This window comes from Halorussus marinus, assembly GCF_004521895.1.
GTDB lineage: Archaea > Halobacteriota > Halobacteria > Halobacteriales > Haladaptataceae > Halorussus > Halorussus marinus.
This window is the reverse complement of record NZ_SBIR01000015.1, coordinates 62,766-83,949: the sequence shown is the minus strand read 5'-3', so window position 1 is coordinate 83,949 and position 21,184 is coordinate 62,766. Positions and strand designations below refer to the sequence as shown.

20 protein-coding genes are annotated in these 21,184 nt (G+C 71.0%); 9 read left to right on the top strand and 11 right to left on the bottom strand.

Annotated features, from left to right (window positions below; genetic code table 11):
• Positions 1-21 precede the first annotated feature (21 nt).
• The gene (locus EPL04_RS17150) at positions 22-1,260 is read left to right on the top strand and encodes a glycosyltransferase family 87 protein (RefSeq protein ID WP_134672403.1); all 1,239 of its coding nucleotides are present in this window, start codon (positions 22-24) and stop codon (positions 1,258-1,260) included.
• Here EPL04_RS17150 and EPL04_RS17145 read toward each other — a convergent pair.
• The 6 genes from EPL04_RS17145 to EPL04_RS17120 form a co-directional block, all read right to left on the bottom strand.
• On the bottom strand, positions 1,223-1,435 hold the full coding sequence (locus EPL04_RS17145) for a hypothetical protein (RefSeq protein WP_134672402.1): 213 nt from the start codon (positions 1,433-1,435) through the stop codon (positions 1,223-1,225). The two genes, EPL04_RS17150 and EPL04_RS17145, sit on opposite strands and share 38 nt — an antisense overlap.
• Before the next feature lie 101 nt (positions 1,436-1,536).
• Entirely contained in the window at positions 1,537-2,670 is a 1,134-nt protein-coding gene (locus tag EPL04_RS17140; RefSeq protein WP_134672401.1) for an XdhC family protein, read from the bottom strand.
• An 82-nt stretch (positions 2,671-2,752) separates the two neighbouring features.
• Complete coding sequence (locus EPL04_RS17135) at positions 2,753-4,687, bottom strand: PQQ-dependent sugar dehydrogenase (RefSeq protein WP_134672400.1); 1,935 nt, start codon at positions 4,685-4,687, stop codon at positions 2,753-2,755.
• Positions 4,688-4,840: 153 nt separating this feature from the next.
• Complete coding sequence (locus EPL04_RS17130; protein ID WP_245154606.1) at positions 4,841-5,767, bottom strand: UbiA family prenyltransferase; 927 nt, start codon at positions 5,765-5,767, stop codon at positions 4,841-4,843.
• A 6-nt stretch (positions 5,768-5,773) separates the two neighbouring features.
• Positions 5,774-6,601, bottom strand: a complete 828-nt coding sequence (locus EPL04_RS17125; protein ID WP_134672398.1) for a sugar phosphate isomerase/epimerase family protein — start codon at positions 6,599-6,601, stop codon at positions 5,774-5,776.
• A gap of 2 nt (positions 6,602-6,603) precedes the next feature.
• Positions 6,604-7,404 (bottom strand): TatD family hydrolase, encoded by an 801-nt coding sequence (locus EPL04_RS17120; protein WP_134672397.1) that lies wholly within the window; start codon positions 7,402-7,404, stop codon positions 6,604-6,606.
• 170 nt (positions 7,405-7,574) lie between these two features.
• Here EPL04_RS17120 and EPL04_RS17115 point away from each other — a divergent pair, with 170 nt between their 5' ends.
• The 3 genes from EPL04_RS17115 (at position 7,575) to EPL04_RS17105 (ending at position 11,517) form a co-directional block, all read left to right on the top strand.
• Entirely contained in the window at positions 7,575-8,792 is a 1,218-nt protein-coding gene (locus EPL04_RS17115) for an inositol-3-phosphate synthase (protein ID WP_134672396.1), read from the top strand.
• Positions 8,789-10,174, top strand: coding sequence for an alkaline phosphatase family protein (locus tag EPL04_RS17110; RefSeq protein WP_134672395.1), 1,386 nt, complete (start codon positions 8,789-8,791; stop codon positions 10,172-10,174). Before EPL04_RS17115 ends, EPL04_RS17110 begins: the two co-directional genes overlap by 4 nt.
• A 65-nt stretch (positions 10,175-10,239) precedes the next feature.
• Positions 10,240-11,517, top strand: coding sequence for an amidohydrolase (locus EPL04_RS17105; RefSeq protein WP_134672394.1), 1,278 nt, complete (start codon positions 10,240-10,242; stop codon positions 11,515-11,517).
• Between the two features lies 1 nt (position 11,518).
• On the opposite strand, the gene EPL04_RS17100 is transcribed toward EPL04_RS17105, so the two are convergent.
• The 3 genes from EPL04_RS17100 to EPL04_RS17090 form a co-directional block, all read right to left on the bottom strand.
• The gene (locus EPL04_RS17100) at positions 11,519-12,367 is read right to left on the bottom strand and encodes a sugar phosphate isomerase/epimerase family protein (protein ID WP_134672393.1); all 849 of its coding nucleotides are present in this window, start codon (positions 12,365-12,367) and stop codon (positions 11,519-11,521) included.
• 78 nt (positions 12,368-12,445) lie between these two features.
• Positions 12,446-12,736: a DUF7526 family protein gene (locus EPL04_RS17095; protein ID WP_134672392.1), complete on the bottom strand. Its 291-nt coding sequence runs from the start codon at positions 12,734-12,736 to the stop codon at positions 12,446-12,448.
• 31 nt (positions 12,737-12,767) lie between these two features.
• Positions 12,768-14,129, bottom strand: coding sequence for a cytochrome P450 (locus tag EPL04_RS17090; protein ID WP_134672391.1), 1,362 nt, complete (start codon positions 14,127-14,129; stop codon positions 12,768-12,770).
• 87 nt (positions 14,130-14,216) lie between these two features.
• Between EPL04_RS17090 and EPL04_RS17085 the strand changes: the two genes are divergently transcribed.
• The 5 genes from EPL04_RS17085 (at position 14,217) to EPL04_RS17065 (ending at position 19,786) form a co-directional block, all read left to right on the top strand.
• On the top strand, positions 14,217-14,882 hold the full coding sequence (locus tag EPL04_RS17085) for a helix-turn-helix domain-containing protein (RefSeq protein ID WP_134672390.1): 666 nt from the start codon (positions 14,217-14,219) through the stop codon (positions 14,880-14,882).
• 103 nt (positions 14,883-14,985) lie between these two features.
• Entirely contained in the window at positions 14,986-16,218 is a 1,233-nt protein-coding gene (locus EPL04_RS17080; protein WP_134672389.1) for an ornithine cyclodeaminase, read from the top strand.
• A 72-nt stretch (positions 16,219-16,290) separates the two neighbouring features.
• Positions 16,291-17,358, top strand: coding sequence for a zinc-dependent alcohol dehydrogenase family protein (locus EPL04_RS17075; protein ID WP_134672388.1), 1,068 nt, complete (start codon positions 16,291-16,293; stop codon positions 17,356-17,358).
• An 80-nt stretch (positions 17,359-17,438) separates the two neighbouring features.
• Positions 17,439-18,431 carry a C40 family peptidase gene (locus EPL04_RS17070; RefSeq protein WP_134672387.1) on the top strand — a complete coding sequence of 331 codons (993 nt, stop codon included), beginning with the start codon at positions 17,439-17,441 and terminating at the stop codon, positions 18,429-18,431.
• 101 nt (positions 18,432-18,532) lie between these two features.
• Entirely contained in the window at positions 18,533-19,786 is a 1,254-nt protein-coding gene (locus EPL04_RS17065; protein WP_134672386.1) for a hypothetical protein, read from the top strand.
• A 21-nt stretch (positions 19,787-19,807) separates the two neighbouring features.
• On the opposite strand, the gene EPL04_RS18910 is transcribed toward EPL04_RS17065, so the two are convergent.
• Positions 19,808-19,954 (bottom strand): hypothetical protein, encoded by a 147-nt coding sequence (locus tag EPL04_RS18910; protein ID WP_167599510.1) that lies wholly within the window; start codon positions 19,952-19,954, stop codon positions 19,808-19,810.
• A gap of 45 nt (positions 19,955-19,999) precedes the next feature.
• On the bottom strand, positions 20,000-21,124 hold the full coding sequence (locus EPL04_RS17060) for an ABC transporter substrate-binding protein (RefSeq protein WP_134672385.1): 1,125 nt from the start codon (positions 21,122-21,124) through the stop codon (positions 20,000-20,002).
• Positions 21,125-21,184 lie beyond the last annotated feature (60 nt).

Genomic DNA, 21,184 nt, shown 5'->3' with positions numbered 1-21,184 from the left:
TCGACGACCGCCGACCACACCATGACAGACGACGCCCCGCCCTCTCCGTGGCCCGCACGCATCGTCCTCCTCGCAGGCGTCCTGCTCGGCATCGCCGGCGCCGAGGCGACGCTCGCCCGCCGAGCGTCGCTCGTCGGCGTCGACCTGAAGGTGTACCATCTGGCGGCCGAGACCGCGCTGGCCGGCGGGGACTTCTACGCCGCCTCGCCGGCCGGCCACCCGTACAGCTACGTCTACCCGCCGGTCACGATCCCGGCGTTCTACCCCTACGCGCTACTCGACGGGTGGGAAGCCGCGTTCGCGGTCCACACGCTCGTCAACGTCGCGGCCGCCGTGGGCGTGGCGGCGTTGCTCGTGGCGTTCACCGAGCGGTATCGCGGGACCGAGCTACCGTGGGTCGACCGCGCGCTCGTCGGGGCGTTCGCGGTCGCGTCGCTCCACTCGGTGCCCTCGATCCTGTACGGCGAGACCAACTTCCCGCTGTTGCTCGCGATCGCGGCGGGGTTCTGGTGGCTCGAAGTCGACGGCGAGCAGACGAAGGCCGGCGTCGCGTTCGCGCTCCCGGCGGTCGTCAAGCTCTTCCCCGCGGCGGTGGGGCTCTGGCTCCTCCGCCGGCGGGCGTGGCGGGCGATCGCGGCCGCGACCGCGACCGGCGTCGGGGCGTTCGCGGTCGGGGTGGCGGCGTTCGGCGTCGACACCCACCTGACGTACGTCGAACGGGCGCTGGTCCCGCGGCTCTCGAACGACCAGTTCGTCGGCGGGCTCGACCCCGCCGCCCAGCTGGTCACGGTGCGCCGGCCGCTGTCGGTGCTGTTCCCGTCGCTCCCGTCGAGCGCCTACACCGCGCTCGGGTTCCTCGCACTGGCGCCCGTCGTCGCGTACACCTTCCGGCGGATCGAGACGCCGATCGAGCGCCTCGTCGCGATCTTCGTCACGATGGCGGTGATGGTCGTCGGGTTCCCGTCGCTACTGCTGTACTTCGCGTTCCTGTTTTTCCCGTTGGTGCCCCTGCTCTACCTGTTCGAGGCCGGGCCCGAGCGGGCGCTGTTCGCGACCGGCGCGTTCGTCTCGAACGTCGCGCTCACCGCGTCGAACGTCGAGATGCTGGTGACCGAGACGCCGATCCCCGACGCGGCGTTCGAAGCGCTGGCGCCCGCGCTCGCGCTGGCGACGCCGCCGCTGTACGGGACGGCGCTGATGCTCGCCGGCTGTGTCCTCGCGGTCAGAAAAAGAGCACCCACGCCAACAGCCCCATCGTGAGGATCGAGAGGATAGCGGGTAGCAACGCCAGCAGGGTCGAGACGAGCCGGCTCAGTCGGCGCTCGTTGTCGACGGGCGTGAGCACGCTGTACCCACACGAGACACACTGCTTGCGGTCGGTGCTGTGCTTTCGCCCGCAGTCTTTGCACTGCCACTGCTTCGGTCCGAGCGCCATCAGTGTTGGCAGACACCACGAACCCGGGGGTGTTATGCTTTGGGTCCGGCCGGCGCGCGCTCCGCCCGTGAGCCCGCCGAACCGCGGGTCGCGCGGCGCGGTCACACGTCCGGGCGCGGGTGGATCGGCCCCTCGCCGCGGGTGAGCCGACCGCCCTCGCGGCCGTTCGCGACGGCGAGCGCCTCCGCGACGACGCTCAGGCCGACTTGCGCGGGGTCGTCGCTCCCGAGGTCGAGGCCGACCGGCGAGGCGATCCGGTCGCGGTCGGCGTCCGAGAGGTCGCGTCCGTCCTCGGCGAGCGCCTCGGCCAGCGCCCCGAAGCGCTCGCGGGGCCCCATCACGCCGACGTAGGGCACGTCGGTGTCGAGCAGGGACGCCAGCGCGAGTCGGTCGGCCTCGAAGTCGTGGGACAGGAGCACGGCGTAGGTGTCGGCGGGCCGCCCGACAGCGTCGGCGAGGTCCGCGGGCCGGATCGCGAGGACCCGGTGGGCGGCCGGAACGTCGCCGGCGTCGATCCCGGTCCCGGCTCCGGTCGGGGTCGCGACCGTCACCCGAAAGCCCGCCTCGCGGGCGAACCGCGCGACGGGGCGCACGTCGAGGTCGCCGGCGAGCGCGAGGAGTTCGGGCGCGGGCGCGTAGCCGTCGACGAACACCGTCGCCGTCCCGCGGTCGGTCTCGGCGGTGATCCGGGCGGATTCGCCGGCGGCCGCGAGGTCGCCGGCCGTCGGCCGAACGTCGGCCAGCACGTCGTCGGGGATCGGTGGCCTCGCGTCGGCGGCCTCGACGCCGCCGTCGGGGGTCGCGATCGCTCGCGCGCCGACCGGCGCCCGGTCGCCGCCCGTGACCGTCACCACGGCGACCCGCTCGCCCGCCGCGATCCGGTCGAGCGCCGGCTCGACGCTCGCGTCGATCGGTTCGACCAGCAGGTCGACGACGCCGCTGTACCCCAGTCCCCGGCCGAGCGTCCCCCCGTCGGCCGTCAGGTCGAACGTCCGGGCGAGCGGGCCGTCGTCGAGCGCCGCCGCCGCGAGGTCGGCCAGCGGGTCCTCGGTGTCTCCGGCTCGCGCCGCGTCGGACTCGACCACCCGCTTTGCGCCCGGGCGGCGGTAAGCCGCCCCCTCGGCGCCGGCGACGGTCGCGAGGACCGCCGGCGAGTCGGCGTCGAGGGCGGCCCGGAGCGCGTTCCGGGCCGCGAGACCGCCGGCCAGCCACGGATCCGTGTCGGCGTCGCTCATGGCGTTCGCTATCGAGCGCGTCCACTTAGCGCTGGCGTCGATGCCGAAAAATGAGCGCCTGCGCGTGACCGAACTGCGAGGGCTACTCGCTCTCGGTCGTCGTCATCTCGCCGTCGCCCTCGGTCGTCATGCTCTCGCCTTCCGCCGTCGTCGTCATCTCGCCGTCGCCCTCGGTCGTCATGTCCTCGCCCTGGGGCGCCGATATCTGCTCGCCCTCGCCGGCCGGGACCATCCGGTAGACGACGCCGGTCTCGCCCTGGGGCACGCCGCTGTCGTTGCCCATCACGTAGAGGCGGCCGTCGTTGTCCCGTCCGAACGAGAGGACGTACATGTTGAGCTGTCCGTTCGGCGAGCCCTCGAGCTGGACCTCCTCCAGCGACCAGAGTTCGCCCTCGCTCTCGGACGGCGTCGCCGCGAAGATCCGGCCCGCGGGGTCGGCTCCCGTCTGGCTGTAGTCGCCGAAGACGTACTTGCCGTTCAGCCCGGAGATGGCGTCGTTGTTGTACATGTACCCGCCGATGATCGACACGCCGACCCCGCGCCCCTCGTAGGTGTGGGGGTACTCGATGACCGGGTCGAGCAACGGCTCGCCGCCCCGGACGTCGTCGGGCGTGCTGTCCGGACAGTCCTCGGGCGGGTCGTTGGGGCTGTCCGTGCTGAAGCAGTGGGTCGCCTCCTTGACGTTCCAGCCGTAGTTGCCGCCCTTCTCGACGATGTCGACCTGCTCGAAGAGGTTCTGCCCGTTCGACGCGACGTAGAAGTCGCCGTCGTTGAACGACGCCTTCCACGGGTTGCGCAGTCCCCACGCGTAGTACTCCGGCAGTCCGTCGTAGTCGGCGAAGTCGCCGCCCTCCGCGAACGGGTTGTCCTCCGGGATGGCGTACGGCAGGTCTTCGCCCTCGTTGTCGACGTCGATGCGGAGCACGCCGCCCATCAGGTTCTGGGTGACGTCCTGCCCGTTGCCGCCCTCGTTCGCGTCGTACCAGTCTTCGACGTGGCCGAGCCCCGTGTCGTCGGCGTCGCCGCCGTCGCCGGTCGGCACGTAGAGGTAGCCGTCGGGTCCGAAGGCGACCGCCCCCGCGTCGTGGTTGAACTGGGGCGAAGGCATCTCGAGCAGTCGCGTCTCGGACTCGGAATCGGCGCTCGAGAGGTCCTCGCTTGCCTGGAACTCCGAGAGCACCTCCATGTGGTCGAACTCGCCGGGGCGCTCGCCCCACTCGGCGGAGCTCACGTACGGCGGGTCACCGAGCGGCACGCTCAGCCGCAGGAAGAACCGACCGTTGTCGGCGAACTCGGGGTGGAACGCCAGCCCGAGCAGTCCGCGCTCGTCGAACGGGCCGCTCTCTCGGCCGCCGACGTCGACCAGCATGTCCGAGACGTCGAGGAACGGCTCGTCCTGAAGCTGTTCGCCGTCGTGGACGTAGAGCCGGCCGGGCTGGTCGAGGATGAACACCCGCCCCGAATCGTCGGGCGCGGGTTCGAACCCGACCGGTGAGACCAGCCCTTCGGCGACCTTCTCGACGCCCGCACCGGCGCCGAACGGCATGAACCGCTCCTGGGACTCCTCGGCTTGGGTCGTCTCCCCGCCGAAGCTGATCGAGCCCCGCATCGACGCGGGGTGGACCTCACAGACGTACTCGGCCATCTCCTCGGTCGCCGAGAACTGCAGGGTCTGTGTCGCGCCCTCCTCGTTGATGATCTCGGTCGATTCGAGCGCCTCGCCCTCGCCGTCGAGGATGGCGACGTTGTGGGGTCGGCCGTCCGTGTTCTCCCAGGTGAACGCATACTCCTGTCCGGGTTCGAGTTCGAGCGTCGGGTTCGTCGTGTCCGCGATCTCCGAGGGCTCTCGGCCCATCCAGCCCGCGACCTCGCCGCCGAATACGAACTCCTGGCGCTCCTGTCCCGCCGCGACGCCGCCTACCCCGACGAGCGCTCCCGCGGCCGCGGTGGCCTTGAGGAACGTTCGCCGCGAGGACGGGTCGCCGATTCCGCTCGTCTGTTCGTTGTCTCGTGACATCCACTCATCCGCCGACGCCGACCCATATAGTCTCCGAATACCGTTTCCGAGACAAACACCTGATTTCCTGCCCGTCAGCCATATTACGGCGGAGCTACCGATTCGCAACACGAGATTTCGGCCGACCGAACTTTCCCGGTTCGGCGGCGGGACTCAGGAGACGTCGAACGCCCGAGAGAGCCCGACCGCCGGGAGGAGAAACGCGAGCGCGACCGCGGCCCACTCGGCCCCAGCGACGGCCGCGAACGCCGCGTCGAGGGCGACGAGCCCGAGGACGCAGGTGCCGACCGCGGGGCCGACGGTCTCGGGCGTCGGGTCGCGGTACGCCGCCCGGAGAGCGCCGCCCGTCCACGCGAGGAAGCCGACCGCGGCGAGCCCGCTCGCCCCGACGGCGACCGCGCCGGGCCCGACCGCCCAGACGAGCGCGGGGGCCGCGACGCCCGCCGCGACGGCGCCCGCGCCCGCGAGCGCGACCGCCCGCCGGTCCCCGCCGGTCGCCTCGTCGGCGGCCATGGACGTCACCGCCGCGATGTAGCCGGCGACGACGACTGGGACCGCGAACAGCCACGCCGGGGCCGCCGAGGGCGCGAGCCCGGCGGCAGTCGTGCCCAGAAAGACGTTGAGCCCGCGCGTCGATCCCATCGTCAGAAATCCCGGAGCGCTACCCTTCAGCCCGGCGTCGTACAGCACCACCGCCGCCGCGAGCGCCGCCGCGACCAGCCCCCCGCGAGCGCCGCCGGCCGCGGCCGCCACCGCGACGCCGCCGCCCAAAAGCGAGAGGCCGACGCCGAGCGCGGCCGCCCGCGAGACCCGTCCGGAGGGGATCGGGCGCTCGGGGCGCTCGGCGGCGTCGACCGCGGCGTCGAAGTAGTCGTTCAGCGTGGTGCCGCCGGCGTAGAGCAGGGCGGACGCGACCGCGAGCCCCGCGGTCGCACCGAGCGGGACCGTCGCGCCGGCGGCCGCGGCCAGCGCCGCGCCGACGACCACGTCGGGCGGCGCGGTAAAGAGGTTCGGAACCCGGAGCAGTTCGGCGTACGCGCCGACCGCGGCCCGGAGGCCGGTCGCGTCGCTCCGGGTCACGCCCACCTACGCCCACCCGCGCTCGTCGAGGTACGCGTACGCCTCGCGCGCGGTCTCGGCGGCGGTCTCCCGATACGGGTAGAGCTCCACCGTGACGAACCCGTCGTAGCCCGTCGACGCGACCGCGTCGAGAAAGCCCTCGATGTCCATCGCGCCCTCGCCCAGTTGGGTGTGCTCGTGGCTCCGGTCCTCGGGGATGTCCTCGACGTGGTAGTGGCCGGTGTGGGCTTCGAGGCGCTCGACCGCGGCGGCGGGGTCCTCGCCGACGCAGAACAGGTGGCCCGCGTCGAAGTTACAGCCGACCGCCTCGGAGTCGATCCGGTCGACGAAGTCGAGGAAGTGGTCGGTGGTCTCGATCAGGAGGTCGGGTTCGGGCTCGACGAGCACGTCGACGCCGAGTTCCTCGGCGGCCGGGACCACCTCGCGGATGCTCTCGGCGAACGTCTCCATCCCCCACTCGCGGGACTTGCCCTCGGGGATCGGCCCGCCGGGCTGGACGGAGATGTACTCGGCGCCGAACGCGTCGGCCAGTTCGAGCGCGCCCAGCGTGTACTCGACGCGCTCGCGGCGGTACTCGGGGTCTTTCTCGATGTACGACGGATGCTGGAAGTCCTCCTCGGACACCATAAACGCGTTGCAGTTGCTGATCGCGAGCCCGGTCTCCTCGAGGGCGTCCTCGACCGCCCGAATCTCGTCGGGGCCGGTGTCGTCGGGGTGGAGGTGCGAGCCCCCCAACAGCAGTTCGACGCCGTCGTAGCCGATGGCCGCGAGCTCCTCGACGGTCTCGACCGGAGTGTACTCCTGAAACGCGTTGGCTGAGAATGCGAACTCCATCGTCACCGCTCGTAGTCGAAGTTCGGCGACTGGTCGAAAAACTCGTAGGGGTTGTCGAAGACGACCTTCCGGACCGCATCGCGGTCCCAGCCCCGATCGAGCATCTTGTCGCGGGCCTTCGGGACCGCCAGCGGGTCGGAGGGGTCCCAGTCGGCCGCGCTGTTGAGGATCATCTTGTCGGTGCCGTGCTCTTCGAGCAGGTCGATGGCGGCCTCGGCTTCGATCTTGCCGGGGTAGAGAGTGAACCCGACCCAGCAGTCGGTCGCCACCGCGGTTTCGACGGTGTCGACGGTGTTGTGGTCGATGATGATCCGCTCTTGGGTCGCGCCCTCGTCTTCGATCAGTTCGACGAGGCGCTCGGTCCCCTCGGGCTTGTTCTCGTGGGGCGTGTGGACGATGACCGGGAGCTCGCGCTCCTCGGCCATCCGGAGCTGGCGCCGGAACGCCTCTTCTTCTTCGTCGGTGCCCTGATCGAGTCCGATTTCGCCGACTCCGACCACGTTCTCGCGGTCGAGGTACTCGGGAATGCGTTCCATGACTCGGTCGGCCATCTCGGGGTAGTTGGCCTCTTTCGGTTCGAGCGCGATGGTGACGTAGTGGTCCATCCCCGCCGCCCGCTCGGCGCGGTCGGTCTCGAAGTCGATGATCTGCTCGAAGTAGTCGAAAAACGACTCGGCGTGTCGCTTGTCGGTGCCGCTCCAGAACGCCGGTTCGATACAGCACTCGATGCCCGCGCGTCGAGCGCGCTCGTAGTCGTCGCTCGACCGGGACACCATGTGCATGTGTGGGTCGATGATCCGCATCGTCGGGATACCGGCCCGTAGCCACTTTGTTATGGAGTTGTTTCCTCATCGTAGTGATACTATACTGCCGGCAGGAACGGCCGCGACTTGCCGGGGTCGTATTTTCCGCCCGGAAAAACATCTCAGGTAGCCCATAAGAACGAAGGGGCTCGCTGGCGTACTCGGTTGGGATGACGAAAACAGGGGTCTGGCTGATCGGGGCGCGCGGCAACGTTGCGACGACTGCGATGGCGGGCGCGCGCGCGATCGCGCACGGTCGGACGGACGAGACGGGGATGGTGACGGGCCGCGAACCCGCGTCGCGCCTCGACCTGCCCGCGGTCGAGGAGTTCGCGTTCGGCGGCCACGACATCCGGGAGACGGGGCTGGTCGAGACCGCCCGGTCGCTCTCCGAGAGCGGGGTCCCGACCGCCGAGACCGTCGAGGCGGTGGCCGAGGACCTCCGCGAGATCGACGGCCGGATCAAGACGGGGACCGCCGTCAACTGCGGCGAGGCGGTCGCGGACCTCGGGGACGGGCCGCCGCTCGAAGACCGCTTCGGCGTCGAGGAGGTCGTCGACCAGATCCGGGACGACTACGAGTCGTTCCGCCGGGCGGTCGACGCCGACCGACTGGTCGTGGTCAACGTGGCCTCGACCGAGCCCGAGCTCGCGGCCCCCGACCGATACGACACCCGCGAGGCGGTCGAACGCGCCATCGCGGACGACGATCAGGACCTCCCCGCGAGTTCGCTGTACGCCTACGCCGCGATCGCCGACGGCCACCCGTACGTCAACTTCACGCCCAGCACCGGGTCGGCGCTCGACGGGCTCGACGACCTCGCCCGCCAGGAGGGCGTCCCCCACATGGGTCGAGACGCGAAGACCGGCGAGACGCTCGTGAAGTCGGCGCTCGCGCCGATGTTCGCCGGGCGGAACCTCCGGGTCATGTCGTGGGAGGGCCACAACATCCTCGGCAACACCGACGGGCAGGTGCTCGAAGACGAGGCCAACGAGGCCGGTAAGCTCGCCAGCAAGGGCGGCGTGCTCGACTCGATCCTCCCGGACATGGGCCACAACCGGGTGCGGATCGACTACACGCCGTCGCTGGGCGACTGGAAGACCGCGTGGGACTACATCCACTTCGAGGGGTTTCTCGACACCCAGATGACCATGCAGTTCACCTGGGAGGGCTCGGACTCGGCGCTGGCCGCGCCCCTCGTCCTCGACCTCGTACGGCTCGCGGCCCACGCCGACGAGGCCGGCGAGTCGGGGGTCCAGCCCCAGCTCGCGTCGTTCTTCAAGTCGCCGCTCGGCGTCGACGAGCACGACCTCTCCCGGCAGTTCGACCTGCTCGAAGCCTACGTCGAGCGCCACGCGGGCTCGTCCGGGACGGAGGCCGACCGATGAGCGGGGCCGGGGGCGCCGCGGGTCGGGCGATCGTCCTCGACGTGGTCGGGCTCCAGCGCGACCACCTCGGCGGCGGTCGCGCGCCCAACCTGACCGAACTGCTCGACGGCGGCCCGACCGCCGACCTCCGGCCGCCGTTCCCGGCGGTGACCGTCCCGGTCCAGACGACGCTCGCGACCGGCCAGTCGCCCGCGACCCACGGCGACGTTTCGAGCGGCGAGTACGACCGGGCGACCGACGACGTGGCGTTCTGGGAGCGCGACCGGGGCGACCGCGATCGGCTCTGGGAGACCGCCAGCGACGCCGGGCTCACGACCGGCGCGCTGTTCTTCCAGCACCTCATCGGGACGTCCGCCGACGTGGCGGTGACTCCCTCGCCGATCGAGGACGAGAACAACGACCTGATCGAGATGAACTGCTGGACCAACCCCGACGACTTCTACGACCACCTGGAGGCCGACCACGGTCACTTCCCGCTCCACCACTACTGGGGGCCGGGCGCCAACGAGCGGGGCACCGAGTGGATCCTGACCGCCGCCCGCGAGGCGGTCGAGCGCTACGACCCCGATCTGCTGTGGGTGTACGTCCCCCACCTCGACTACGACGGCCAGCGGTACGGCCCCGACTCCGACGAGCAGGCCGCGGCGGTCGAGACCGTCGACGCGATGGTCGGGGAGTTTCTCGAGTTCCTCCGGGGCGGCGACCGGTGGGACGAGACCGCGATCAACGTCGTCAGCGAGTACGGCTTCCACGCGGTCGAGACGCCCGTCTTCCCGAACCGCGCGCTCCGGGCGGCCGACCTGCTCGCCGTGCGGGACGACGGCGAGGGCGGCGAGGAGGTCGACGTGGCCGGGTCGGCGGCGTTCGCCATGGTCGACCATCAGGTCGCCCACGTCTACGCCGACGGAGGGGCGATCGGGGACGCCCGCGAGGCGCTCGCGGACCTCGACGGGATCGATCGGATCGCGACCGGCGACGACCGGGCGGAGTACGGCCTCGACCACCCGAACGCGGGCGACCTCGTGGTCGTCGCCGAGCCGACGGCGTGGTTCCAGTACTACTGGTGGACCGACCGCGCCGACGCCCCCTACTACGCCACGGACATGGACATCCACGCGAAACCGGGCTTCGACCCCTGCGAGCTCTTTTTCGGCGACGAGGGGCTGGCGTCGCTCGACCCCTCGAAGATTCAGGGCTCGCACGGGCGGATCGACGACGCGACGCTCGGCGTCTACGGGTTCGGCGGCCCGGCCGCGCCCGACGAGTCGGTCGCCGACGGGGCGGTCGACGCCCGGGCGGTCGCGCCGACGCTCGCCGACCTGCTTGGCGTGGAGGGCCTCGACGCCGGCTTCGAGGCGCCGTCGCTACTCGATCGAGCGTGATCGCCGGACGGTCCCGGCCTGCCGGTTCAGTGTGTTTAATGGGACCACTGTTCGTTCGTGGAGCCATGGCGACGACCGACTCCGAGAGCCGGCTGATCCGGCTCCGGCGAGACCTGCACGAACACCCCGAGCTCAGCTGGTGTGAGTTCTACACCACCGCCCGCATCGTCGAGGAGCTCGAATCGATCGGCGTCGACGAGCTCCACGTCGGCCCCGAGATGCTGACCGAAGACCGGCTCCGACCCCCCGCCGACGAGGACCTCGAGCGCGAGCGCGAACGGGCCCGCGAGGCGGGCGTCGACGAGGCGTTCCTCGACGAGGTCGGCGACGGCTACACCGGCGCCGTGGCCGTGATCGAGCGCGGCGAGGGGCCGACCGTCGGGCTCCGGGTCGACATCGACGCGTTGCCCCAGCGCGAGTCGACCGACGACGACCACTACCCCGCGGCCGAGGGGTTCCGGTCGCGGTTCGACGACCGGATGCACGCCTGCGGCCACGACGCCCACGCCGCGATCGGAGTCGGGGTCGTCGAGGCGATCGCCGACAGCGACTTCGAGGGCACGCTCAAGGTCTTCTTCCAGCCCGCCGAGGAACTGGGCGCCGGCGCCGCCTCGATCGTCGGGAGCGGTCACCTCGAAGACGTCGACTCGCTGTTGGCGGTCCACGTCGGGCTCGATCGGGAGGTCGGGACCGTCATCCCGGGCATCGAGTCGTTCCTCGCGATCAACGGCTTCGACGCGGAGTTCGACGGCGAGCCGGCCCACGCCGGCAACGACCCCGACGGCGGGGCCAACGCCGTCCGGGCGATGGCGGCGGCGGTCGAGGACCTCTACGGCATCCCGCGCCACGGCGACGGCGCGACCCGGGTCAACGCGGGGGTCGTCGGGGGCGGCACCGCGACCAACATCGTCGCCGAGGAGGCGTTCATCGAGGGCGAGGTCAGGGGCGAGACCACCGAACTTCGAGACTACATGCAGGACCGGGCCGAGACCGTCCTGCGGGCCGCCGCCGAGAAGCACGGCTGTGAGGCCTCCGTCGAGTTCGGCGACGGCGCGCCGAGCGCCGAGTGCGACGACCGACTGGTCGATGCGGTCTCGGCGGCCGCCGAAGACCGCGGGGCGACCGTCCTCGACGACGACGAGGACGCGCTCGGCGGGAGCGAAGACGCCACCCGGCTGATGCGGGCCGTCCAGCAACGCGGCGGCGAGGCGACGTACGTCGGCGTCGGATCGAGCAACCCGACCGGCCACCACACCGCGACGTTCGACGTCGACGAGGACAGCATTCCGCTGGCGGTCGACGTGCTCGCCGACGCGATCCGGTCGGCCGCCGCGGAGTCGTAGGTCAGACGTACCGGTTCAGTTGCTCCATCGACTCGCGGGCCGCCCGGTCGGGCTCGTCGGGGTAGGTGTACAGCTCCATCGTCACGAAGCCGTCGTAGCCGGCGTCGTCGAGCGCGTCGAAGATCGCGGCGAAGTCCAGATCGCCCTCGCCGGGGATCCGGTGGTAGTGTTTCCCGCGCCGGCCGCCGACGATGTCTTCGAGGTGGACCCCGGTGACGCGGCCGGCGGTGCGCTCGATGGTCTCGGCGAGGTCCTCGCCGTACACCGCGGCGTGGCCCAGATCGAGGTTCACCCCGAGCGCGTCGCGGTCGACCGTCTCGATCAGTTCGAGCACCTCGTCGGTGCACTCGATCAGGAGTTCGGGCTCGAACTCGATGCCGACCTCGACGCCGCGGGGCTCGGCGTAGTCGAGGATCTCGTCGAGCGACGCTTCGAGGTGCTCGCGGGCGCGCTCGGGCGGGTTTCCGGGCAACGGCCGCCCGGTCGCGACGCAGACCGCCGGCGATCCGACCGCGTCGGCGAGGTCGATCGCGCGCTTGGTGTACTCGACCCGCCACGACCGGCGGTCGTCGTCGGCGGTGATGAGGCTCGGCTCGAAGAACGCCGACGGCGGGGCGTCGTCGTAGTACCCCATCGCGGTGTTTGCGTTGACGTTCGACACCGCGAGGTCGGTCGCATCGAGCGCCGCCGTCAGGGCTCGGCGGTCCTCGTCGCCGAACTCGGGGAAGTACGCGTGGGGGGCGTCGCCGAGCAGTTCGACGCCGGCGTAGCCGTGGTCGGCGATCCGGTCGACGGCCTCGGAAAGCGAGTGGTTCGTGTAGGCGTTCGTCGAGAACGCGAGGTCGGCCATAGCCCACCCACGACGGCCTCGGACAAACCAGTTGTCACGGGCTCGGCGCCGAGCAGGCGGCCGACGGGCTCGGCGGGCTCACCGGAGGTCCCGCACGTCGTAGACGCCCGCGATCGGCGTCGCCTCGACGGTCGCGGTCACCTCCTCGCCCTCCTCGGGGTCGGCGTCGGCCACGAGCGTCACGGGTTCGATCGGGTCCCGGAGCAGGAACGACCGGACGCGCTCGATCAGCGAGGGCGCACCGCCCTTTCGACAGACGAGCACGTACCGGGACTCGGCGAGCCGCCTGAGGTCGTCGTCGAGGTCGTACTCGTCGAGCTTCTCGGGCGGGACGACGTGGAGCACTTCGCCGGTGAGCGTCTCGGCCATACGGGTCGAAGGGGCTCGACGGAGATGTGGGTTACTGGTCGGTCGCCTCGCGGCGGTGGACGGTCATCGGGATCTCGTGTTTCGGCCGGGCGGTGACCGTCGCCATCAGGTCGAGGTCGGTCCCGGGGACGAGTTCGAGATGATACCGCTGGTAGACGGTCGCGAGCAGGAGTCGGGCCTCCAGGAGCGCGAACCGATCGCCGATACACCGTCGCGGGCCGGCCGCGAACGGGAAGTACGCAAGTTTCGGGAGCGACTCCTCGAAGCCGTCGGTCCACCGGTCGGGGTCGAACGCGAGCGGATCGTCGTACCACCGTGGGTCGCGGTGGACGACCCACTGGTGCATCCGAACGGTCGCGCCCGTCGGAATCTCGTAGCCGCCGATCACGTCGGGCTTGACCGGCTCGCGAACGATGCCCGGCACCGGCGGGTAGAGACGCATCGACTCCTTGACGACCCGCTCGGTGTAGGTCAGCTCCGATAGGTCGGCCATCGTCGGCGTCCGGCCGTCGAGCACCGAGTCGAGCTCCGCGACCAACTGGCGCTCTACCTCGGGGTGCTGGGACAGGGCGTACATCGTGAGCGTCAGCGAGAGCGCGGTCGTCTCGTGGCCGGCCAACAGTAGCGTCGTCACCTCGTCGCGGATCTGGTCGTCGGACATCGCGGTCCCGTCGTCGCCGGTCGCCGACAGCAGCATCGAGATGACGTCGTCCTCGCCGGGGTCCTCGCGGCGCTTGGCGATCATCTCGGTGACCACGCGGTCGAGGCGCTCGCGCGCGCGTCGAATCCGGCGACGCGACGGCGTCGGCACGCCCGGGGGCAACACGACGTTCGAGAGGCTCTCGGTCGCGACCATGAACTCCTCGAGCGCCGATCCGATGGTGTCGACGTGCTCGTCGATGTCGACGCCGAACAGCGCGCGGGCGACGATCCGGAGCGTGACCGACATCATGTCCTCGTGGACCGGGCGGGTCTCGCCGTCGGCCCAGTCGCCCAACAGCGCCTCGGTTTCGTCGGTCATCATCTCCGCGTAGTTCCGGATCCGGTCGGGGTGGAACGCGGGCTGGATCCGGTGGCGGTTGCGCCGCCAGACCTCCCCCTCGCTGTTCAGGATGCCGTTGCCGGTCACGGGCCCGAGCGTCCGCTGGAACTGCTCGCCTTTGACGTAGTTCTGATTGTTCTGGACCAGGACGCGCTCGATGTACTCGGGGTGGTTGAGCTGGTAGACCGGGCCGCCGGGGTCTTCCCAGTGGGCGATGTCGCCGTACTCTCTGGCGGTACGGGTCATGAAGTCGTACGGGTCCCGGACGTAGGCCAGTTGGTTGCCGACCAGCGGGAGGCCGTCGGGGCCGGGCGGCGTCTCGCCGGGGGCGCGAGTCGTGTCGTCGCTCATTGGTCTCGAATACCGGCCGGAGACACCTACGTGTGTATCCGAGCATCCTAGGTGTCTTTTTACGGGGCGGGGCCGTATCGTCCCGCGATGCGCTACGCGACCGTGACGCTGACGTGGACCGACCTGTCGGTCCTCCCGCTCGACGACGCGTTCGCATCGTCCGACGCGATGTCGGTCGAGGCGATCCGGTACGTGAGCCCGATCCGCGACGAGGCGTACGCCGAACTGCTGGAGCTCCGAGGCGATCTCGAGGAGGCGCGGCGACTGCTCGCCGACGACGAGGACGCCATCGCGTACGACGTGGCCGGCGACGGCGAGCGGGGCGTGGCGTACGTCCAGTGTCGGACCGCGGCGGTCGCCGGGGAGTTGCTCTCGATCCTCCACGAGCACGAGATCGTCGTCGACTGGCCGCTGTCGGTGATCGACCCGCCGAGCGGTCGGGGGTTCGAGCTCACCGTCATCGGGACCAGCCGGGCGATCCAGCGGGCGGCCGCCGACCTCCCCGAGGGGTTCCGACTCGACCTCGAGCGCACGGGCGAGTACGACCCCGGTACCGGCCGGCTGTCGTCGGTCCTGACCGACCGACAGCTCGAACTGTTCGAGCTCGCTGTCGCCGAGGGGTACTACGAGGTGCCCCGGGAGACGACCCACCGCGAGCTCGCGGCCGACCTCGATCTCTCGCCCGCGACGGTGAGCGAACACCTCCAGCGGGTCGAATCGAAGCTGGTCTCGACGTACGTCGACGGGCCGTAACCCCGGCCGTCGGCTCCGGTCGCGCCGGCCGACCACCGACCGTCGGTCGGGGTCGCCCGTCGGCGTGCGAACGCTAAAGAGAGCCGGTTCCGTTGTCCGGCGTATGACGGTAGCTCGAACGGTCGAACTCGAAGGCCACATCATCGACTCGGGGACGATGCAACAGTGCTTCGGCGCGGTGATGGACCTCGGGGGCGACTTCGACGTCGAGGTGTTCGACGTGGGCAAGCACAAGGAGGCCGAGTCGTTCTGTCGGATGACGGTGAAAGCCGACGACGAGCAGACCCTTCGGGAGATCCTCCACGAACTCCACCAGCACGGCGCCCACCTCGCCGAGCCCCCGGACGCGACTTTAGAGCCGGCCCCGGCCGACCGGGTCGTCCCGCACGGCTTTTACTCGACGACGAACCACCCCACGCAGGTTCGCTACGAGGGCGAGTGGCTCGACGTCGAGAACATCGAGATGGACTGTGCGGTCGTGGTCGATCCCGACGCCGACGGCGGCCCGCGGGCGTACACCAAAGTCCTCAACGCCATCGAGGAGGGCGACCTCGTCGCCACCGACGAGGCCGGCGTCCGGGTCGACCCGCCCGAGCGACCCCGGGGGTCTGGCGGCCCGTTCGGCTTCATGCAGGGCGGGGTGTCGGCCGAGCGGCCCTCCGGGTCGCTGATCCGGGAGGTCGCGGAGGCACTCGAGGAGACGAAAGCCGAGGGCGGGTCGGTGCTCGCGGTCGTCGGGCCCGCGCTCATCCACTCCGGGGCGGGCGACGCGCTCGCGCGGCTGGTCCGGGAGGGGTACGTCGACGCGCTGTCGGCCGGAAACGGCTTCGCGGTCCACGACCTCGAACGGGGTCAGTACGGCACCTCGCTCGGGATGGACGTCGAGACCCTCGAGAGCCCGCGGAAGGGCCACAAACACCACATCTACACGATCAGCGAGATCATCCGGGCGGGCGGGATCGAGCCGGCGGTCCAAGAGGGCATCGTCGAGGACGGCGTGATGTACGAGTGCGTCGACAACGACGTGCCCTACGTGCTGGCGGGATCGATCCGCGACGACGGCCCGCTTCCGGACACCATCACCGACGCGGTCGAGGCCCAGAACGCGATCCGCGAGCAGGCCCACGAGGCCGACATGGTGTTGATGCTGTCGACGCTGCTGCACTCGGTCGCGGTCGGCAACTGCCTGCCGTCGACCACCCGGGTCGTCTGCGTCGACATCAACCCCGCGACGGTCACCCAACTGCTGGACCGCGGGAGCGCACAGGCCATCGGGATGGTGACCGACGTGGGCACCTTCGTCCCGGCGCTCGCCGAGAACATCCTCGACGAGTGAACCCGCCGGCCCCGCGACTCGCGGATCGCCGCGACCCGCCGATTTAACCGCTCGGTCCTCCAACGCCCGCCCATGGAGGCCGCAGTCCTCGACGCGTACGGCGAACCGCTCGACATCCGCGAGGTACCCGACCCCGAGCCCGACCCCCGCGGGGTCGTGATCGAGACCGAGGCCTGCGGGATCTGTCGGAGCGACTGGCACGCCTGGCAGGGCCACGGCGAGTGGGCCGACGATCGGGTGCCGATCGGCCAGATCCTCGGCCACGAGCCAGCCGGTACGGTGCTCGCGGTCGGCGATCGGGTCGAGCGCATCGGCGTGGGCGATCGGATCGCCGTCCCGTTCAACCTCGGGCGCGGCGACTGTGCGCACTGCCGGAACGGCCACGGCAACGTCTGTTCGGACGGGTTGGCGCTGGGGTTCGAGGCCGACGCGCCGGGGGCGTTCGCCGAGCGTGTCGCCGTCCCGTACGCCGACTACAACGCGGTCCACCTCCCCGAGGGGGTCTCGCCCGCCGAGATGGCGAGCCTCGGCTGTCGGTTCGCGACCGCCTACCACGGGCTGGCCCACCGGGTCGACGTGGAGGCCGGCGACTGGGTCGCGGTCCACGGCTGTGGCGGGGTCGGCCTCTCGGCGGTCCACGTCGCGGACGCGCTCGGCGCGAACGTGATCGCGGTCGACCTCGACGACCAGAAACTGGCGAAAGCGACCGATCTCGGGGCCGACGAGACCGTGAACGCCCGCGAGGAGGCCGACGGCGGCGTTCCCGAGGCGATCCGCGGGCTCACGGACGGGGGCGCCCACGTCTCGGTCGACGCGCTCGGCGTCGCCGAGACCTGCCGCAACTCGGTCGCGTGTCTCCGCAAGCGCGGGCGCCATCTCCAACTCGGGCTGACCACCGACGAGGAGCGCGGGGCGGTCTCGCTCCCGACCGACGCGATGACGATGCGCGAGATCACGTTTCTCGGCTCGCGCGGGATGCCCCCGAGCCGGTACGACGAGCTCCTCCGGATGATGGATCGCGGGACGGTCTCGCCCGCCGAACTGGTGACCGCGGAGGTGTCGCTCGGCGACGTTCCGGACCGCCTCGCGGCCATGAGCGACTACGGCACCGTCGGCATCGAGGTCGTGACAGAGTTCTGAACCGCGTTTGCGCAGACGCAAACGCGCCCGAGGCGACGTGCTAAAACTTAACACCCCCGCCCGAGCAGTTGGGTCCAGCAATGGAATCGGACCGACGACTCGACCGCACGCTGACGCGGTGTGAGATACACCGGGCGCCAGATCCCCGGCTCACGGCGTTCGACGTCGCCGCCGAGCGCGGGCGGGACGCGGTCGTCCTCTCGGGGAGCGTGCTGACAGACCACCTGAAGACCCGCGCGATCGAGGCCGTCGCCGCGACCGCCGACCGCCCGGTCGCGGCGACCGATCTGACCGTACTCGAAGCCGAGGCCTCGACCCGGACCGTCACCGCGCCGGTGGTGTCGGTCCGCGCCGACCCCGACCGCGACGCCGAGCAGGTGACACAGGCGCTGTACGGCGCGTCGATCACCGCCTACGACTCCGAGACCGACGCCGACGGGGTCGAGTGGCGGCGGGTCCGGACCCCCGACGGGTACGTCGGCTGGATCGAGCGGGCCCACCTCGGCGTGGGGGCCGAGATCGACGCCGACGCCGCGGTCGGGGCCGGCCGACTCGACGTGGCGACCGACCCCGGAACCCTGTACGGTGGCACCGAGTGCGAGGTGCTCGACCGCGGCGAGCGCGTCCGGGTGCGATTTCGCACCGGCGCCGAGAACGACCTCCCCGCGGACGCGCTCGAACCGCTCCCCGACGCGCCGGCCGAGTCGGTCGGCGAGGCCGCGGTCGAGACCGCCCGGGCGTATCTGGGCACCGAGTACGTCTGGGGCGGGCTGACCGTCGAGGGAATCGACTGCTCGGGGCTGACGTGGATCGCGTACCGCCGGAACGGGGTGGCGCTCCCGCGGGACGCCGACCTCCAGCGCCGGGTGGGCCAGCGCGTCGAACGCGAGGCGCTCGCGCCGGGCGACCTCCTCTTTTTTCCGGGTCACGTCGCGCTCGGCCTCGGCGGCGACCGCTTCGTCCACGCCGACGGCGACGCGAGCGAGGTGGTCGTCGACAGCCTCGATCCCGACGACGACCGGTACAACGAGGCCCGCGCCGAGTCGTTCGAGTTCGCGACCCGGCCCGCGTGAGTCGGGATACGTCGGCGGTAACTCGGTTCAGTCGGATTCAGCCGAGTTACGCGGCGGATAAGCGACGTATACCTTTGTCCGAGCGCGTTCCAGTCGTCGGTATGGGGAATCGAGAGACACGACGCGCGTTCTTGGGTCGGAGTGCGGCGGCGGCCGGGATCGCGGTCGCGCCGGTCGGAACGATCGCGGCGACGACCGACCAGTCGAACCGGCTCCGGATCGAAAGCGAGGGCGGCGGCGTCGCCGCCTACGAGTTCACGGTGAGCGGATCGGTCCGACAGGAGGACGGCGGCGATCGAGCCACCGGGGGCCGCGCGTACGGCCACGTCGGTCCCGACCGCGGGGTCGACGCGTTCGCCTACTCGGGCGAGATCACCGGGCTGTCGGTGGCGGGCCCGGCGCGAGTCCGCCGGGACGGTTACCGGCTCCGCCCGGCGACGTACCCCGCGCCCGAAGGAGTGGCGGCCACCCGGGACTTCCCGGCTCACGCCGGGACGAGCCGGCTCGAAATCGAGAGCGAGGGCGGGGGCGTCGCCGCCTACGAGATCGAGGCCGGCCGGTCGGTGCGCCAGCTCGACGACGGCGACCGCGTGGCTGGCGATCGGGCCGCCGGCCACGTCGGCCCCGATCGGGGCGCCGACGCGTTCGAGCTCGCGGGGGGCGTGACCCGGTTCAGGCTCGCGGGCCCGGCGTCGGTGCGCCTCGACGGCGAGGCGGTGGTCGCGGGCGGCGGCGCTCGCGAGGTCGTCCGGGCCAGCCCTCGGTCGGAGATCACCGCGGCGCCCGGGACGACCGTCGTGTTTCAGGCGCTCGCGCGGGGGTTTCGCGGGGACCGACCGATCGGAGCGTGGTACGTCGACGGCCGGCGTCGCTACGGACCGGACGCGTTTTACACCCACCTCAACACCGACGGTCGCCACACCTTCACCCGGACGTTCGAGTCGACCGGCACCCACCGGGTCCGGGCCGACCTCTACGACGGGGACGCGCGTCCGGACGACGGCGACTCACCGATCGGCACCGCGAGGTGGACGGTCGAGGTCTCGCCCGACGGGAACCGAGCGCCGACCGTCGAGCGCGTGCGCCCCGCGACCGACGCGATCACCACCGCTCGCGACGCCGTCGATCCGCGGACCTTCGCGGTCAGGGCGACCGATCCCAACGGCGTGCTCGACCGGGTCGTCTGGTGGATCAGTCAGGGCGACTCGGTGGCGGCGGTCTCGCCGGTCGACGGGCCCGCCGCGCGAGCGAGCGCGGTCCACGACCCCGATCCCGGTCTCCCGTTCGGCGCGCGGGCGATCGACGAGGCGGGCGCGCTCTCCGCGCTGGCGTTCTGGACCGTCGACCGGGCGTAAGCGTTTGCGTTTGCGTTAACGTTACGTCTTCGACCCCCAGTCGGAGATCCCGAGCACCGAGTCACAGTCCGGGCAGGTCCAGACCTTCGGCGAGCTCGCGGCCACGCCGCTCTCCAGTCGCTCGGCCCAGTCGGTGATGTCGGACTCGCAGTGAGGGCACTGTGCCATGGGCGTCGATACCACGGGCCGAGAATTGAACGTTACGGCGGCGACTCAGACGTCGCCGGCGACGATGTCGGCGACGCGCTGGCGGTCGAACAGGTCCGCCTCGACGCCGTAGACCTGTTGGGCGGCGCGCTCGGTGAGGACGAGGTTCGTGATCGGCCCCTGATACAGCGGGCCGCCCCGGTAGACGTCGCCGTTCTGGACCGCGCTCAGACTGCTCGCGACGTCGTGGTCCGCCATGAACGAGACGACCGTGTCCCGGAACTCCGCGGCGGTTTTGGTCTCGTGGCCCCGGAGGAGCAACACGTCCGGGTCGATTTCGAGCAGGGTCTCGTAGTCGATCTCGCCGCGGTTGTCGTGGAAGTCCTCGACGTCGGTCTCCGCGAGCGCGTCCCGGACCCCGAGGTCGCGCCACTGCTTGAAGCTTGTCCCCTCGCTCACGACGTACGGCAGGAACGTCTCCGGTTCGTCGGCGCCCGCCCAGGCGATCGCGACCGCGGGGCGCTCGCCCTCCTGCGGGACGATTTCGGAGACCGACGACTGGAACTCCTCGTGGAGCGCGCTAAACGCCTCGTAGCGGTCGGTGCGTTGGAACGCCCGCGCGAGCTTCTCGAACGCCTCGTAGAGGTCGTAATACCGGTAGTCCTCGTGCCAGCCGTACCCCTGCGAGAAGATGCTGTTGCCGAAGAACGGACCGACCCGGTCGCGGATCTCGTCGATATCGGCCTGCTTCCAGCCGCCGAACCGATTCATCAGGAAGTTGGGGTCGATGACGTGGACGTCGGCGTCGAGGTCGTAGAACAGCTCCTTGCTCACCCCGTCCTGCGAGAGGTCGACCATGTCGCTCTTGTCGACCGAGACGCCGTCGATGGCGTCGTAGTACTGGGTGTGATACCGGCTCGTCAGCCAGACCGCCTTCGGCGGTTCGACGCCGAGCGCCGCGCCCATGTCGGCCCAGCTCCCGTTGTTCGCGACCCACGTCTCGGGCACCGACTCGAAGGTCACGTCGCCGACCGGCGCCATCGAGACCGTATACGAGGAGTCTTCGGTGGTCGTCCGGTCCCCGGAGTCGCTCGCGCCGGTACAGCCCGCGATGGCGGCTGTCGCGGCGGTTCCGCCCGCGATCAGGAATCGGCGGCGCGTCGGGCTCTCGGCGTCGTTGTCGTCTGCCATAATTTTTAGGCCAGCCTAAAAGTTGAAAGCGGTTTCGGTTTAGGTCGGCCTAAAACATGC

Coding starts and splice junctions, on each gene's coding strand:
- EPL04_RS17150 (WP_134672403.1), top strand. CDS start 22: ATGACAGACGACGCCCCGCCCTCTCCGTGGCCCGCACGCATCGTCCTC.
- EPL04_RS17145 (WP_134672402.1), bottom strand. CDS start 1,435: ATGGCGCTCGGACCGAAGCAGTGGCAGTGCAAAGACTGCGGGCGAAAG.
- EPL04_RS17140 (WP_134672401.1), bottom strand. CDS start 2,670: ATGAGCGACGCCGACACGGATCCGTGGCTGGCCGGCGGTCTCGCGGCC.
- EPL04_RS17135 (WP_134672400.1), bottom strand. CDS start 4,687: ATGTCACGAGACAACGAACAGACGAGCGGAATCGGCGACCCGTCCTCG.
- EPL04_RS17125 (WP_134672398.1), bottom strand. CDS start 6,601: ATGGAGTTCGCATTCTCAGCCAACGCGTTTCAGGAGTACACTCCGGTC.
- EPL04_RS17120 (WP_134672397.1), bottom strand. CDS start 7,404: ATGCGGATCATCGACCCACACATGCACATGGTGTCCCGGTCGAGCGAC.
- EPL04_RS17115 (WP_134672396.1), top strand. CDS start 7,575: ATGACGAAAACAGGGGTCTGGCTGATCGGGGCGCGCGGCAACGTTGCG.
- EPL04_RS17110 (WP_134672395.1), top strand. CDS start 8,789: ATGAGCGGGGCCGGGGGCGCCGCGGGTCGGGCGATCGTCCTCGACGTG.
- EPL04_RS17105 (WP_134672394.1), top strand. CDS start 10,240: ATGGCGACGACCGACTCCGAGAGCCGGCTGATCCGGCTCCGGCGAGAC.
- EPL04_RS17100 (WP_134672393.1), bottom strand. CDS start 12,367: ATGGCCGACCTCGCGTTCTCGACGAACGCCTACACGAACCACTCGCTT.
- EPL04_RS17095 (WP_134672392.1), bottom strand. CDS start 12,736: ATGGCCGAGACGCTCACCGGCGAAGTGCTCCACGTCGTCCCGCCCGAG.
- EPL04_RS17090 (WP_134672391.1), bottom strand. CDS start 14,129: ATGAGCGACGACACGACTCGCGCCCCCGGCGAGACGCCGCCCGGCCCC.
- EPL04_RS17085 (WP_134672390.1), top strand. CDS start 14,217: ATGCGCTACGCGACCGTGACGCTGACGTGGACCGACCTGTCGGTCCTC.
- EPL04_RS17080 (WP_134672389.1), top strand. CDS start 14,986: ATGACGGTAGCTCGAACGGTCGAACTCGAAGGCCACATCATCGACTCG.
- EPL04_RS17075 (WP_134672388.1), top strand. CDS start 16,291: ATGGAGGCCGCAGTCCTCGACGCGTACGGCGAACCGCTCGACATCCGC.
- EPL04_RS17070 (WP_134672387.1), top strand. CDS start 17,439: ATGGAATCGGACCGACGACTCGACCGCACGCTGACGCGGTGTGAGATA.
- EPL04_RS17065 (WP_134672386.1), top strand. CDS start 18,533: ATGGGGAATCGAGAGACACGACGCGCGTTCTTGGGTCGGAGTGCGGCG.
- EPL04_RS18910 (WP_167599510.1), bottom strand. CDS start 19,954: ATGGCACAGTGCCCTCACTGCGAGTCCGACATCACCGACTGGGCCGAG.
- EPL04_RS17060 (WP_134672385.1), bottom strand. CDS start 21,124: ATGGCAGACGACAACGACGCCGAGAGCCCGACGCGCCGCCGATTCCTG.